Below are 15,945 nucleotides of genomic sequence, written 5' to 3' on the forward strand. Positions count from 1 at the left end.
AATGGTGATGAACCGCAAAAAAGTTCCAATGCGAAAGTGTGTTGTTACCGGTGAAATGAGGCCGAAAAAAGAACTCGTTCGCATCGTTCGCTCAAAAGAAGGAGAAGTATCTGTTGACCCTACTGGTAAAATGTCGGGTAGAGGCGCATACTTATCCAAAGAAGTTGAAACTATTGAATTGGCAAAAAAGAAGAAATCTCTTGAAAGCCACTTAGAAGTTAAAATAGAAGAAACAGTCTATGACGAGCTACTAGCTCTAATAGAGAAGGAGAAACGGTCATCCAAATGAATACAAACAAATGGATGTCATTGCTTGGCTTAGCCAATCGGGCACGGAAAGTGATTTCGGGTGAAGAGCTCACTGTAAAAGAAATAAGAAATGGCAAAGCAAAGTTAGTCTTATTATCAAATGATGCATCTGATAATACGGCAAAGAAAATTACAGATAAATGTAAGTTTTATAACGTTCCATGTAAAATCGTCGATAATCGCGAGCTATTAGGTCAAGCAATTGGCAAAGAGGCTCGTGTTGTAGTCGCCGTTTTAGACAATGGATTTGCTCGGAAGCTGTTGACGTTGCTCGATTAATTCTAGCGGGGGTGAAAACATGAGTAAAATGCGCGTATACGAATATGCAAAAAAACAAAATGTTTCAAGCAAAGACGTAATTGCGAAATTAAAAGAAATGAAAATCGAGGTTTCAAACCATATGACAACAATCGAAGAATCAGCTGTTGCTAAGCTTGATGGATTATACAATAAATCCGAAAAGGCTCAAGCAGCGAAGCCAACTGCGCCACAACAAAACGATCGAGGGCAGAAACCTCAAGTTCAAAATGCGCCATCTGCAAAAAAGGCGGAAGGTGCAAAACCGAAGGGTCAAAGCAACACAAATGCTCCTAAGCAACAAGGTGGCTTTAACCAAAATAATCAAAAAGGTAATAAGCCTTTTAACAAAAACAAGAATAAAAATAACAAACAAAATCAAAATAGAGGCAAGCAACAATCAACTCCACCAGCCCCTAAAAAAGTGAAGGAACTTCCTGAGAAAATCACGTTCACTGAATCTTTAACAGTTGCAGAACTAGGGAAGAAGTTACACCGTGAGCCTTCAGAAATCATCAAGAAACTTTTCATGCTTGGCGTTATGGCAACAATTAACCAAGAGCTTGATAAGGATTCGATCGAGTTAATCGCTGCAGAATATGGTGTGGAAGTAGAAGAGGAAATTAAGATTGATACGACAGACCTAGAAGTTTATTTTGCAGAAGAAGATGAAACAAAATTAGTTGAACGTCCATCTGTTGTTACAATCATGGGGCATGTTGACCACGGTAAAACAACATTGCTTGATTCCATCCGTAACACGAAAGTGACCGCTGGTGAGGCAGGCGGAATCACACAACATATCGGTGCGTATCAAATCGAAAATAACGGTAAAAAGATTACCTTCCTGGATACTCCAGGACATGCAGCTTTCACAACAATGCGAGCACGAGGAGCAAGTATCACTGATATTACGATCTTAGTTGTTGCAGCAGATGATGGTGTTATGCCACAAACAGTTGAGGCGATTAACCATGCTAAGGCAGCAGAAGTACCGATTATCGTAGCTGTGAATAAAATGGATAAAGAAGCGGCAAACCCGGACCGTGTTATGCAAGAATTAACTGAGCATAACTTAGTTCCTGAGGCGTGGGGTGGAGATACAATTTTCGTACCAATCTCAGCGATTAAAGGTGATGGAATTGACGAATTGCTTGAAATGATTCTTCTTGTAGGTGAGGTAGAAGAATATAAAGCAAACCCAGACCGTAATGCCGTAGGAACTGTAATTGAAGCACAGCTTGACAAAGGCCGTGGATCTGTTGCAACGCTTCTAGTCCAAAACGGAACACTAAATGTAGGTGATCCAATCGTTGTTGGTAATACATTTGGACGTGTACGTGCAATGGTGAATGATTTAGGGCGTCGCGTTAAAACAGCTGGCCCATCTACACCTGTTGAAATCACTGGTCTAAATGAAGTACCACAAGCTGGGGATCGCTTCGCAGTTTTAGAAGACGAGAAAACAGCTCGTCAAATCGGTGAAGCAAGAGCAACACAAGCGTTACAAGCTCAGCGTAGTGAAAAAACACGTGTTAGCCTTGATAACTTATTTGAACAAATGAAGCAAGGTGAAATGAAAGATATTAACGTTGTTGTGAAAGCAGATGTTCAAGGTTCTGCTGAAGCGTTGACAGCTGCACTTCAAAAAATTGATGTTGAAGGTGTTAACGTCAGAATACTTCACTCGGGTGCTGGTGCAATCAACGAATCGGATATTACGTTAGCTGCAGCTTTTAATGCAATCGTTGTCGGATTTAACGTAAGACCGGATGTGAACGCAAAGCGTGCAGCTGAAGCGGAAGATGTTGATATTCGATTACACCGTATTATTTACAATGTAATCGAAGAGATTGAGTTGGCGATGAAAGGAATGCTTGATCCAGAATTTGAAGAAAAAATTATTGGTCAAGCGGAAGTTCGTCAAACATTCAAAGTTTCTAAAGTAGGAACAATTGCAGGTTCTTATGTAACTGATGGAAAAATCACTCGCGATAGTGGTGTTCGTCTAATTCGTGATGGAGTTGTTATTTTCGAAGGAGAAGTTGATGCTCTTAGACGTTTTAAAGACGATGCGAAAGAAGTTGCACAAGGCTATGAATGTGGAATTACAATTAGAAACTTCAATGATGTAAAAGAAGGCGACGTTATCGAAGCATACGTTATGCAGGAAATAGAACGTAAATGATTATCGGGTTTGTTTCATGTGAATGCTTCATCTATGATGCACACTCTTTGAAGGACAAACGATCTGTTCTTCAAAGGGTGCTTACTAGAATGAAGCAGAAATTTAATGTTTCGATCGCAGAAGTTGGTGCACAGGATTTATGGCAAAGAACTGAACTTGCAATTGTCTCAGTCGGTTCAGCAAAAATTCCAGTTGAGCAAACATTGCAACAAACATTATCTTTCCTCGATTCCTTTCCAGAAATCGAGCGCACAAAAACAACGATTGAATTTCTATAAATCGATTGTAGAAACAACTCGGGTTACGTAATAAAGAGGTGACAATAAATGACCTTAAGAGCTAATCGAATCGGTGAGCAAATGAAGAAAGAGCTCGGTGAAATCATCGGCCGAAAAATTAAAGATCCACGTATTGGATTTGTAACGGTTACGGATGTGCAATTAACAGGTGATCTTCAACAAGCAACAGTATACATTTCTGTTCTTGGTGATGAAGAGCAACGTGAAAATACGTTAAAAGGCCTTGCAAAGGCAAAAGGGTTTATCCGTTCTGAGATTGGCCAACGTATTCGCTTGCGTAAAACACCAGAGCTGCTATTCGAGTTTGACGAATCTATTGATTACGGAAACAGAATTGAATCATTACTAAGCCAAATTCATGAAAAAGATCGCTCTACAGATAAGGATAATGGATAGACAAATGTCTATCCATTTTTTCTGCAAAAAGAGCTTATTAAGAAGAAATGGAGTGAGATTTGTGGAAGGAATTTTGCCATTATGGAAGCCAAAAGGAGTCACTTCACATGATTGTGTATTTAAACTCCGAAAAATAATCCGTATGAAAAGGATTGGTCATACAGGCACACTAGATCCGGATGTTGATGGGGTCTTACCTATTTGTTTAGGTAGAGCAACAAAGGTAGCTGAATATATTACTGATGCTGGGAAGGCGTACGAGGCAGAAGTTACGATTGGCACTGCAACAACAACGGAAGACGCCTCAGGAGAGGTCATAGCTAAAAAAATAGTAACTGAACATTTTACGCGTGAACAAATTATTGAAGTGTTGAATCGTTTTGTTGGTGTAATTCAGCAAACACCTCCTATGTATTCAGCTGTAAAGGTGAATGGAAAGCGCTTATATGAATACGCAAGAAAAGGTATTGAAGTCGAAAGACCGACAAGAAATGTTGAGATATACAACATCGAATTACTTGATGATCGTGAAGATTTTTTTGGAGAAGCCATTTCGTTCCGATTCCATGTTGAATGTGGGAAAGGTACATATATTCGAACACTCGCAGTAATGATCGGAGAATCTTTAGGATATCCAGCTCACATGTCTGAACTAACTAGAGTCCAATCTGCCTCCTTCACTGAAGCTGAATGTTTAACATTAGATGAAGTGGAAAAGAGAATGGACGAATTAACACTTGAAAACGCATTGTATCCACTAGAATACGGGATATCCTATTTGCCGAAATATGAAATAAATGATACATTAGCAGAGAAAGTGAAAAACGGCTCAATCTTAACTATTCCAGCATTTTTACAAACTGAAACAAATCCAATTGCAGTTTATTATAATGAACAAGCATTAGCGATTTATCAGCACCATCCTGATAAGTCTGGGATGATGAAGCCGAAAAAAGTTTTGCGTAATGAATGAACTTGTTTAGAGAAAAAGGTGATTCAACATGAAAGTAATTAAGATCGAGCATCCTCATCGCTTACATAAAGAAGACTTACCAGCACTTTCACTTGCACTTGGTTTTTTTGATGGTGTCCACTTAGGGCATCAAAAGGTAATCAATGGTGCAATTGAAGCGGCAAATGAAAAAGGTTTAAAAAGTGCGGTAATGACCTTTGATCCGCATCCATCTGTTGTACTTAGCTCAAAAGCAAATGAAGTTCAGTATATTACACCAATTGAACAAAAAATTGAGCAGTTGAAAACGTTGAATGTCGATTACGTATTCATCGTTCACTTTACGAAAGAGTTTGCTAGTCTTCTTCCACAAGAGTTTGTTGATTCCTATTTAATCAATCTCCATGTAAAGCATGTGACAGCAGGCTTTGATTATTCATATGGAAGAATGGGCAGAGGAACAATGGAAACTATGCCATTCCACTCTAGAGGAAAATTTACTCAAAGCATCATCCCAAAATTAGAAAGTGGAGATGAGAAGATTAGCTCAACAAATATCCGCGCGTATATCCGCAATGGAGAAGTTGTCAAAATTCCCCCGGTACTCGGTCGATTTTATACAACAAGTGGTGTGATTGTCCACGGAGATAAAAGAGGGAGAACGATTGGTTTTCCGACGGCGAATACCGATGTTGAGGACGGTTATATTGTACCACCAGTCGGCGTCTATGCTGTAAGAATAAATGTAAACAATGAGTGGCATAACGGTGTGTGTAACATTGGATATAAGCCGACATTTCAGGCAAAGAAGGAAAAGCCGAGTGTTGAAGTTCATATCTTCGATTTCGATGCCGATATATATGGACAAACTGTTGTAATTGAATGGCATAAACGTATACGTAACGAGAAGAAATTTTCAGGAATTGATGCTTTAACTAAACAAATAAGCATCGACAAGGATGAAACAATAAATTATTTTGAAACGTTCATCGAGTCAAACTAGAAAATTCACGCTTTATTCCTTGCAATTTCTAATGAAAAGTTGTATTCTTATTAACGTACTAAAAAGAACCTTCGCTTGGCAATGCGACTTCACCGACGCTTGCTCAGTGGCAGGGGATATATGATTAGGAGGTGAATCGGATGGCAATCACAAAAGAACGTAAAAATGAGCTAATCAATGAGTTCAAAACTCATGAAAGCGACACTGGATCTCCAGAAGTTCAAATCGCTGTCCTTACGGAAGAAATCAACAATTTGAATGGTCATTTACGTACTCATAAGAAAGATCACCACTCACGTCGCGGTCTTTTGAAAATGGTAGGTAAGCGTCGTAACCTATTAACTTACTTACGTAACAAAGATGTTCAACGTTACCGTGAGTTAATCAACAAACTTGGTTTACGTCGATAAGAAGAGAAAGCGGGATTTTTCCCGCTTTTTTAATGCATCAGAAAGTGTAAATTGAACCCTGATTCAACATTCATATTGAAGAATTCAGTCATCGAATTCACCTATTGTAAACGCAAAAAGCAGATACAAATAGATTATGTGAGTAAAATAATGTGCAATGATATCATTTACATAATGATTTTATTTTTATAACATAGAAAACGTGTACATACTAGTATTATCAATTCTAAAATATTCAGCATTTGGCTTTTATTCATCATACAAGCATGAAACGATGCCACTTTAAAAGTGAAATGGCAGAGAGGGGTAAACAAATAATGGGACAAGATAAACATGTCTACAGTATAGAATGGGCTGGTCGCACGCTAACAGTTGAACTTGGTCAACTTGCAAAACAAGCAAACGGTTCAGTACTCGTTCGTTATGGTGATACAGCAGTTTTAAGTACTGCAACAGCATCAAAAGAACCAAAGAATTTAGATTTCTTTCCATTAACAGTAAACTATGAAGAACGTTTATATGCAGTTGGTAAGATTCCAGGAGGATTTATCAAGCGAGAGGGACGTCCAAGTGAACGAGCAATCTTAGCGAGCCGCTTAATTGACCGTCCAATACGTCCTCTATTTGCTGATGGATTCAGAAATGATGTACAAGTAGTAAGTATGGTGATGAGTGTCGATCAAGACTGTTCGTCAGAAATGGCAGCAATGTTTGGTTCATCACTTGCGTTATCAGTATCCGATATTCCATTCGAAGGTCCAATTGCTGGTGTAACGGTTGGTCGTATTGATGGCAACTTTGTTATTAATCCTTCTGTTGAACAGGCAGAGAAAAGTGATATGGATTTAGTTGTAGCAGGAACAAAAGATGCAATTAACATGGTTGAAGCAGGGGCTAATGAAGTACCTGAAGAAACAATGTTAGAAGCAATTATGTTTGCACATGAAGAAATTAAACGTTTAATTGCATTCCAAGAACAAATTGCAAGTGAAATTGGTAAAGACAAGATGGATATCGTTCTTTATCAAATCGACCAAGAACTAGAAGCTGAAGTTCGTAAGCAATGTGAAGCAGATATGATTCCAGCAATCCAAGTTCAAGAGAAGCATGCGCGTGAAGCGGCAATTAAAGTCGTAAAAGATAAAGTGCTTGCCCATTATGAAGAGCAAGAAGCAGATGATGATCTTTTAAAACAAGTGAAACAAGTTTTAGATAAAATTGTTAAAGGTGAAGTTCGCCGTTTAATTACTGAAGATAAAGTACGTCCAGATGGTCGTGGTTTAGAAGCAATTCGTCCACTGTCATCAGAAGTTGGAATACTTCCACGTACACATGGTTCAGGACTATTTACACGTGGACAAACACAAGCATTGAGCATTTGTACACTTGGTGCATTAGGAGATGTTCAAATTCTTGATGGCTTAGGCATTGAAGAAGAAAAGCGCTTCATGCATCATTACAATTTCCCTAACTTTAGTGTAGGTGAAACGGGCCCGATTCGTGGACCAGGTCGTCGTGAAATCGGACATGGAGCTCTTGGAGAGCGCGCCTTAGATCCAATTATTCCTTCTGAAAAGGATTTCCCATACACAGTGCGTCTTGTATCAGAAGTATTAGAATCAAATGGCTCTTCATCACAAGCAAGTATTTGTGCTGGTACATTAGCAATGATGCACGCAGGTGTTCCAATTAAAGCTCCTGTAGCTGGAATTGCAATGGGCTTAATTAAAACAGGAGAACATTATTCTATTCTTACTGATATTCAAGGAATGGAAGACCACTTAGGAGATATGGACTTTAAGGTGGCAGGAACTGCAAAAGGTATTACAGCGTTACAAATGGATATTAAAATTGAGGGTCTTTCAAGAGAAATCTTGGAAGAAGCATTGCAGCAGGCAAAAGTAGGACGCATGCAGATTTTAGAATCTATGCTGGCTACAATTTCTGAGCCAAATAAAGAACTTTCTCAATATGCTCCTAAGATCTTAATGATGTCAATCAACCCAGATAAAATCCGTGATGTAATTGGACCAAGCGGGAAACAAATCAATAAGATTATTGAAGAAACTGGTGTGAAAATTGATATTGAGCAAGATGGAACAGTCTTTATCTCTTCTACCAATGAAGAGATGAACCAAAAAGCAAAACAAATCATTGAAGACATCGTACGTGAAGTTGAAGTAGGACAAATGTATTTAGGTAAAGTAAAACGAATTGAAAAGTTCGGTGCATTTGTTGAAATATTCAATGGAAAAGATGGTCTTGTTCATATTTCTGAACTTGCGGAAGAGCGTGTTGGTAAAGTGGAAGATGTTGTGAAACTTGGGGACGAGCTATTGGTAAAAGTTACTGAGATCGATAAGCAGGGTCGAGTAAATCTATCAAGAAAAGCCGTAATAAAAGAGCAACGCCAACAACAAGAAAGTGCTCAAAAGTAAAAAAAGTTTAAACGAAAAAAGCGTAGAAAATGGTGATCTCACCTTCTCTACGCTTTTTTTATTATCAAAGTGTTTTTCTCTCTAGTTCACTTAGATCATGAGGATACCGTTTGACTGTTTTATAACTTTTCTGAGACGGAGTCACCTCCTTTCCCTTAAAATTTAAAACAAGATTATTTTAACTACATTAACCTAGTCGTGAAAAATCCATGCAAAGTATGAATTTTGATTTTTAAAATTCGATTATCGACGTTCTAGCATGTCCTTTTAAAACATATTTTTTACTAAGAAGGGGGCATGTTTTAGTATGAAAAAAATCATACCATTGCTATTCACTTTTTTGCTCGCCGTGATTGTCATCTCAAATCCATTTACGAATCATTATATTAATGTGTTAAAGAATGATTCTGTGTCAGTCGCTCAAAAAATAGATCCTTTGTATAAAGAAATTACTGATAAAGCAAATCAATATTACATACCACCTATGGATGCGAAGAATGATAGGGTTTGGAAAGCGATGCCTGGTTTGAATGGACGAAAGGTGAATATAGAGAAATCGTTTGAGAACATGAAGGAAGAAAAGCAATTTAATGAGGAAAAACTAGCGTATGATGAGGTTAAGCCGGAGGTTCATCTAGATGATTTGCCACCTTTGCCTGTATATAGAGGGCATCCGGATAAAGAAATGGTCGCGTTTGTTATTAATGTTGCCTGGGGAAATGAGTATTTACCTAACATTCTAGCTACTTTAAAAAATCATCGTGTTTCCGCAAGCTTTTTTTTAGAAGGCAGATGGGCGCGTAATAACCCAAAGCTTTCCGCAATGATTGCTTCTGCTGGCCATGAAATCGGTAACCATTCCTATTCACACCCGGATATGAAATCGATCTCAACACAAAAGACGATATCCGAAATTAGAGAGACAAATGAAGTGATTGAAGCAATAACTGAAAAGAAGGTTGAATGGTTTGCACCTCCAAGTGGAAGTTTTCGTGATGAAACGGTAAAGATTGCAGCAGAAAATAACTTAAAAACAGTAATGTGGACAGTAGATACGATTGATTGGCAAAAGCCAACACCAGAAGTGCTATTGAACCGGGTTCTTTCTAAAGTGCATAACGGAGCGATTATTTTAATGCATCCTACAGAATCAACAATGAAGGCGATGGACTCCTTGCTAACGAGTTTGGATGAAAAAGGATTGGTCGTTGGTACAGTTTCAGAGCTCGTGAGTGAAGAAAGAACAAAAAATAGCAACAAAGGTTTGGAAAAACATTCAGAATAGGATAAACTGTGAGATGGAGTAAAATTTTTGCTAAAATGTGAAGAATTCGTTACAGTGGTAAAAGGCATCTTTTTGTAGAACAGGAGGCTAATCATTGATTAATCAATATACTTGTCAAAACGGAGTAAGAATCGTCCTAGAAAACATTCCAACTGTTCGATCTGTAGCGATTGGCGTATGGATTGGTACAGGCTCACGAAATGAAAATTCAGTAAATAATGGTATTTCACATTTTCTTGAGCATATGTTCTTTAAAGGAACAAAAACAAGAACAGCGAGAGAAATCGCTGAGTCCTTTGATAGCATTGGGGGTCAGGTCAATGCTTTTACTTCAAAGGAATACACTTGCTATTATGCAAAAGTGTTAGACACTCATGCTAGCTATGCTTTAGAAGTGCTAAGCGATATGTTTTTTCACTCAACATTTGATGATGAAGAACTTTTAAAAGAGAAGAATGTTGTATACGAAGAAATAAAAATGTATGAAGATACACCGGATGATATTGTTCATGACCTTTTAAGCGAAGCAGTATATGAAAAACATCCACTTGGCTATCCAATTTTAGGGACAGAAAAAACTTTGTCGAAATTTAATGGGGACACATTAAAGCAATATATGCATGAGGCATATACTCCTGAGAACGTAGTCATCTCAATAGCTGGGAACGTTGAAGATATCTTCATGAAAGAAGTTGAAGCGCTTTTCGGCTCATATGAAGCAAGCAAAGAGGTTAAAGGAACTGAAAAACCTATATTTCATGCAAATCAATTAGCACGAAAAAAGGAAACAGAGCAAGCTCACTTATGTATTGGCTTTGAAGGATTACAGGTAGGACATAAAGATATTTATGAATTAATTATTTTAAACAACATCTTGGGCGGCAGTATGAGCAGTAGACTATTCCAGGACGTTCGTGAAGATAAGGGACTTGCATATTCAGTGTTCTCCTACCATTCCTCTTATCAAGATAGTGGAATTGTCACCTTATATGCAGGCACTGGAGCAAAGCAACTTGATGTATTATATGATACGATCCAAAACACATTAACAAACTTAAAACGTGATGGCGTTACGGAGAAGGAAATAAAGAATAGCAGAGAACAATTAAAGGGAAGCTTAATGTTGAGCTTAGAAAGCACGAATAGTCGAATGAGTCGTAATGGAAAAAATGAATTATTATTACGCCGTCATCGCTCATTAGATGAAATTGTCGAAGAAATTGATGCAGTGAACAAACAAGGCGTCGATGAAATGGCAAAAAGAATCTTTACAGATCACTATTCGGTTTCACTTATTAGCCCTACAGGAGAATTACCAAAAAATTGTTAGTGAAGTAGAAAGGGCTTAGCAGATTATCTGCTGAGCCTTTTCTCTAAGAGAAGGGGAGGATCGTTCTATGCGTATAAGTGAATTGACTGGAAAAGAAATTGTCGATATGAAAAGGGCCGAGCGAATTGGGGTATTAGATGAAGCCGATATTGAATTTGATCCGAGGTCAGGTAAAGTGCATGCGATCCATTTACCAACAACAAAATGGTTTGGGCTGAGAAAAAAAACTGTGGAAACGACTATTCTATGGCAATATATACACACCATCGGCAACGATATGATCATGGTCGACATACCTGAGGATTATAGTAATTATGAAGAACTGCAAATAGAGGATTAAAAGAACACCTATTTTGAATAGAGGGTCAGGCCGTATACAAACCATTAATTTAGTTTGTATACGGTCTTTTATCGATTAAATTTGAAGGAAAGATATTAACCCTTTAGGCATGGGCTGAGCCACGTTAACTCGAGGCATCAGCCTCGTAATTCCACGCTTTCAAGCAATAGAAGGAATTCATCGGCAAAAAAATATTACACAAGAAATGCATAGAGCATTTTCAAGAAGCCTTCGCCCATTGTATTAATCAATCTATGCTTTATGCATTAATAGCCCATTTTGTTAAGAGAGAATGAACGATGTCATTTACCTCCCTTCCAATAGAAATCCTCTAGAATACCTTGTTGTTTTAAAATGAAGCTTATTTAGAGCGTGTCGGGCACTCCTTGATTCATTTTGTCAAATAATGAATCGATTAGAGTGAAAGTGTCCTTCAAAAAGGTCAATCGATGATTAGACATTCTTCTTTTTATTTAAGACGGTAAATCCACTTGGAAAACTCACCGATCTCAGAATGTTTACATAGAATGTTGAAGTAGTTCAAGTTCAAGAACCATTTTCTTGGTTCATAAAAAGAAGGTGAGTGTTGCATGCTGACGGAAATACAAATAGCAGTAATCGGCGGAGATGCACGGCAGCTAGAAATCATTAAAAAGCTGACAGAGTTGGATGCTAAGCTTTCTTTAATTGGTTTTGAGCAATTAGATCATGCCTTTTCGGGGGCTTCAAAGGAAAAAATGGATGAAGTGGACTTTAGCGTTATAGATGTTATTATTCTTCCTGTACCAGGTCTAAGTTTAGAAGGTCAAGTTGAGACAATTTTTTCAAATGAAAAAGTGTTTTTAAGAGAAGAAGATGTGATGAAGACTCCACCTCATTGTGTAATCTATTCTGGAATTTCAAATGACTATTTAAATCAATTATCTGAGAATACGGGTAGAAAGCTAGTAAAACTATTTGAACGTGATGATGTCGCCATCTACAATTCGATTCCGACAATTGAAGGTGCGATTATGATGGCGATCCAACATACAGATTATACAATCCATGGATCAAAAGTTACGGTGTTAGGTTTAGGGAGAACAGGAATGAGTACAGCGAGAGCCTTTAACGCTTTAGGTGCAAAAGTAAATGTTGGTGCAAGAAGAAGTGAACATCTAGCAAGAATTACAGAAATGGGACTCACACCGTTTCATTTGAATGATATTGAAAAAGCAGTGGAACAAACAGATATTTGCATTAATACGATTCCTCATTTAGTGTTGACAGCTTCAGTCATTTCAAAAATGCCCGTTCATACACTCATCATCGACCTCGCGACAAAGCCTGGAGGAACAGACTTCCGTTATGCAGAAAAAAGGGGTGTGAAGGCATTGTTAGCCCCTGGGTTACCTGGAATTGTTGCACCAAAAACAGCAGGTAAAATTCTTGCAAATGTTCTTTCACAGCTTATTCAAGATGATGTTACATTAAGAAAGGGGAAAACATCATGAATTTAAACGGAAAACGAATTGGCTTTGGTTTAACGGGCTCTCATTGTACGTATGATGAAGTGTTTCCTGAGATTGAAAAGCTTGTAAATGCAGGAGCTGAGGTTCGACCTGTCGTTACTTTTACGGTGAAGAATACGACAACTCGATTCGGAAAAGGGGAAGATTGGATAAAGAGAATTGAAGATTTGACAGGCTATAAATCAATTGATTCAATTGTTGGAGCTGAGCCATTAGGTCCGAAGTTGCCGCTTGACTGTATGATTATTGCTCCCTTAACTGGAAATTCAATGTCAAAGTTTGCGAACGCATTGACAGATTCGCCAGTGCTGATGGCAGCAAAAGCAACATTAAGAAATGGAAGGCCAGTTGTGTTAGGGATTTCTACTAATGATGCACTAGGCTTAAACGGAGTTAATTTAATGCGGTTAATGGCTACAAAAAATATATACTTCATTCCATACGGTCAAGACGATCCATTTAAAAAGCCGAATTCATTGGTCGCAAAAATGAGTCTTTTATCGGATACGGTTGAACAAGCAATACTAGGAAAACAATTGCAACCTGTTCTAGTAGAAAAGTACAAAGATTAATCCAGGTAGATTAATTCTAGCAAAAGGTTAGTTTAAATTGTCGAGGATATGATAAAATAGAGGAAGATTTTTAAACGTGGAAATATATCACTACTTATGGATCCTTTACTTACAGGAATGATTTAGAAGGTAAACTGAAAAAATGGCTCATCGGATGATAAATTCGATGAGCGATTCCATGTGAATGAATAAAAATTAAAGAAATCTTTTGCTAGAGTTTTATTTTTGAAAAGGGGAATGAAGAATGGATCAGAAGAAAGCATTTCACGTAGCAGTCGTTGGAGCAACAGGCGCAGTTGGACAGCAAATGTTAAAAACATTGGAGTCTAGACAGTTCCCAATTTCACAATTAACATTATTATCTTCAGCTCGTTCCGCTGGATCAACAGTCAAGTTTAATGGCACTGAATATACTGTAATGGAGGCTACTCCTGACAAATTTGAAGGTGTAGACATTGCGTTGTTTAGCGCTGGAGGAAGTGTATCAAAGCAATTAGCACCTGAAGCAGTCAAGCGCGGTGCAATTGTTGTTGACAATACAAGTGCATTTAGAATGGATGAAAATGTTCCATTAGTTGTACCAGAAGTTAATGAAGCAGATTTACTTACACATAACGGTATTATTGCTAACCCAAATTGTTCAACAATCCAAATGGTTGTCGCTCTCGAGCCGATTAAAGAAAAGTATGGATTAGAGAAAATTGTTGTATCCACATATCAAGCAGTTTCTGGATCAGGAGCACAAGCTGTTGAAGAATTATATGCTCAAACCAAGGCAATTGTCGAAGAAGCAGACTTTACACCAGCACTTTTGCCGGTTAAAGGGGACAAAAAACATTATCAAATTGCCTTTAATGCGATTCCTCAAATTGACTTGTTCACAGAAAACGGTTATACATTTGAAGAGATGAAAATGATCAATGAAACGAAGAAAATTATGCATGACGAATCACTAAAGGTAGCTGCAACTTGTGTTCGTTTACCTGTAGCAACCGGGCATTCAGAATCGCTCTACATCGAAATCGGACAATTAGGTGCAAGCGTATCTGACATTCAAGCATTGCTAAAATCTGCTCCAGGTGTTGTTCTACAGGATATACCAGAACAACAAATTTACCCTATGCCGGCTGATTGTGTCGGTAAAAATGATGTTTTTGTCGGTCGAATTAGACAGGATTTGGATGAACCTAAAGGCTTCCATATGTGGGTTGTTTCTGATAACCTTCTAAAAGGTGCTGCATGGAATTCTGTACAAATTGCTGAAAGTTTAATCAAGCTTGGACTTGTAAAATGATTCCTAGAACAAACGTAGGTAACCTCCTAGAATTTCAAGAGAGTATTTGAGGTGTTTTCATGAAAATCGTCGTACAAAAATTCGGTGGAACTTCAGTAAAAGATGAAGAAAGCCGTTTGCACGCTTTTAAGCACATTCAAAAAGCGGTACATGAAGGCTACAAGGTAGTTGTTGTCGTATCAGCAATGGGAAGAAAAGGTGACCCCTATGCAACGGATACACTCCTCTCGCTGATCAATCATACAAAAAGTAAAATTAATAAAAGAGAAACAGATCTACTATTATCTGTTGGAGAGATTATATCGAGTGTCGTATTCACGAATATGCTACTAGAAAATAATATCTCCGCTACATCGTTAACAGGTGCCCAAGCTGGGTTCAAAACAAATTATGATCATACGAATGCAAAAATTGTTGAAATGAAATGTGATCGTCTTTTAAAAGAGCTTCAATACCATGATGTGGTTGTTGTTGCTGGTTTTCAAGGAGCGGCTAAAAATGGGGATATGACCACAATAGGACGAGGTGGAAGTGACACATCAGCAGCAGCACTTGGTTCAGCTTTGAATGCTGAATGGATTGATATTTTTACAGACGTTGAGGGGATCATGACTGCCGATCCTCGCATTGCTGAAAATGCTCGTCCTCTGTCAGTCGTCACATACACAGAAGTATGCAATATGGCCTACCAAGGTGCGAAAGTGATTCATCCACGTGCGGTGGAAATTGCAATGCAATCGAAGATTCCCATCCGAATTCGCTCAACGTATAGTGATGGACTTGGTACGTTAGTGACAACGCTTAATAAAGATAGTCGTGGAGTCGATATTAAAGAAAGACCGGTAACAGGAATTGCACATGTTCCGAATGTAACCCAAATTAAAGTGCTTGCTAAGAAAGATCAATACAACTTACAAGCAGAAGTGTTTAAAGCTATGGCTAACGATGGCATTAGTGTAGATTTTATCAATATTTATCCTAATGGAGTCAACTATACAGTCACTGAAGAAATGACTGAAAAAGCTGTAGAAATATTACGTGACTTAGGCCATGAGCCTATTATTGAAAAGGGCTGTGCAAAAGTTTCGGTTGTCGGAGCAGGGATGCAAGGAGTGCCAGGAGTTGCCTCAAAAATTGTTACAGCATTATCAGAAGAAGGCATACGAATTTTACAATCGGCAGATAGTCATACGACAATCTGGGTTTTAGTGAAGCAAGAGGATCTACAAAAAGCGGTAAATGCACTACATGATGCATTTCATTTAGAAAAAGAAAGTATTGAATTTGATCGCAAAGGACTATAGTGTGGAGGAGTGGAAGA

At 38.1% G+C, this 15,945-nt stretch carries 16 protein-coding genes; all 16 read left to right on the forward strand.

All coding sequences use genetic code 11. The annotated features are described in order from the left end of the window. Positions 1–4 precede the first annotated feature (4 nt). The 16 genes from rnpM to dapG all read left to right on the forward strand — a co-directional run bounded on the left by rnpM (position 5) and on the right by dapG (position 15,928). Positions 5–289 (forward strand): RNase P modulator RnpM, encoded by a 285-nt coding sequence (rnpM, locus tag AC6F34_RS09365; protein WP_500771366.1) that lies wholly within the window; start codon positions 5–7, stop codon positions 287–289. Continuing rightward, on the forward strand, positions 286–588 hold the full coding sequence (locus tag AC6F34_RS09370) for a YlxQ family RNA-binding protein (protein WP_500771368.1): 303 nt from the start codon (positions 286–288) through the stop codon (positions 586–588). The genes rnpM and AC6F34_RS09370 overlap by 4 nt, the downstream gene beginning before the upstream one ends. Before the next feature lie 19 nt (positions 589–607). Next, on the forward strand, positions 608–2,794 hold the full coding sequence (infB, locus tag AC6F34_RS09375; protein ID WP_500771370.1) for a translation initiation factor IF-2: 2,187 nt from the start codon (positions 608–610) through the stop codon (positions 2,792–2,794). After that, a complete protein-coding gene (locus AC6F34_RS09380) occupies positions 2,791–3,072 on the forward strand; it encodes a DUF503 domain-containing protein (RefSeq protein WP_500771372.1) in 282 nt (93 codons plus the stop codon). The genes infB and AC6F34_RS09380 overlap by 4 nt, the downstream gene beginning before the upstream one ends. Before the next feature lie 48 nt (positions 3,073–3,120). Further along, positions 3,121–3,489, forward strand: coding sequence for a 30S ribosome-binding factor RbfA (gene rbfA / locus AC6F34_RS09385; protein WP_500771374.1), 369 nt, complete (start codon positions 3,121–3,123; stop codon positions 3,487–3,489). A 61-nt stretch (positions 3,490–3,550) separates the two neighbouring features. After that, on the forward strand, positions 3,551–4,462 hold the full coding sequence (truB, locus tag AC6F34_RS09390) for a tRNA pseudouridine(55) synthase TruB (protein WP_500771376.1): 912 nt from the start codon (positions 3,551–3,553) through the stop codon (positions 4,460–4,462). 28 nt (positions 4,463–4,490) lie between these two features. Continuing rightward, positions 4,491–5,444 (forward strand): bifunctional riboflavin kinase/FAD synthetase, encoded by a 954-nt coding sequence (gene ribF / locus AC6F34_RS09395; RefSeq protein WP_500771378.1) that lies wholly within the window; start codon positions 4,491–4,493, stop codon positions 5,442–5,444. 140 nt (positions 5,445–5,584) lie between these two features. Further along, entirely contained in the window at positions 5,585–5,854 is a 270-nt protein-coding gene (rpsO, locus tag AC6F34_RS09400) for a 30S ribosomal protein S15 (protein WP_307474376.1), read from the forward strand. A gap of 317 nt (positions 5,855–6,171) precedes the next feature. Next, positions 6,172–8,292, forward strand: coding sequence for a polyribonucleotide nucleotidyltransferase (pnp, locus tag AC6F34_RS09405; RefSeq protein WP_500771380.1), 2,121 nt, complete (start codon positions 6,172–6,174; stop codon positions 8,290–8,292). Between the two features lie 307 nt (positions 8,293–8,599). Further along, positions 8,600–9,577, forward strand: coding sequence for a polysaccharide deacetylase family protein (locus AC6F34_RS09410; protein WP_500771382.1), 978 nt, complete (start codon positions 8,600–8,602; stop codon positions 9,575–9,577). Positions 9,578–9,671: 94 nt separating this feature from the next. Beyond that, positions 9,672–10,907: a M16 family metallopeptidase gene (locus tag AC6F34_RS09415; protein ID WP_500771384.1), complete on the forward strand. Its 1,236-nt coding sequence runs from the start codon at positions 9,672–9,674 to the stop codon at positions 10,905–10,907. A 67-nt stretch (positions 10,908–10,974) separates the two neighbouring features. Beyond that, positions 10,975–11,247 (forward strand): YlmC/YmxH family sporulation protein, encoded by a 273-nt coding sequence (locus tag AC6F34_RS09420; protein WP_500771386.1) that lies wholly within the window; start codon positions 10,975–10,977, stop codon positions 11,245–11,247. A 590-nt stretch (positions 11,248–11,837) separates the two neighbouring features. Continuing rightward, positions 11,838–12,740 carry a dipicolinic acid synthetase subunit A gene (gene dpaA / locus AC6F34_RS09425; RefSeq protein ID WP_500771388.1) on the forward strand — a complete coding sequence of 301 codons (903 nt, stop codon included), beginning with the start codon at positions 11,838–11,840 and terminating at the stop codon, positions 12,738–12,740. Then, entirely contained in the window at positions 12,734–13,330 is a 597-nt protein-coding gene (dpaB, locus tag AC6F34_RS09430; protein ID WP_500771740.1) for a dipicolinate synthase subunit B, read from the forward strand. The genes dpaA and dpaB overlap by 7 nt, the downstream gene beginning before the upstream one ends. A gap of 244 nt (positions 13,331–13,574) precedes the next feature. After that, positions 13,575–14,624, forward strand: a complete 1,050-nt coding sequence (gene asd / locus AC6F34_RS09435) for an aspartate-semialdehyde dehydrogenase (protein ID WP_500771390.1) — start codon at positions 13,575–13,577, stop codon at positions 14,622–14,624. Between the two features lie 59 nt (positions 14,625–14,683). After that, on the forward strand, positions 14,684–15,928 hold the full coding sequence (gene dapG / locus AC6F34_RS09440) for an aspartate kinase (RefSeq protein WP_500771392.1): 1,245 nt from the start codon (positions 14,684–14,686) through the stop codon (positions 15,926–15,928). The last annotated feature ends 17 nt before the right edge of the window (positions 15,929–15,945 follow it).

The sequence above is a fragment of the Niallia sp. CD-39 genome (assembly GCF_059874745.1).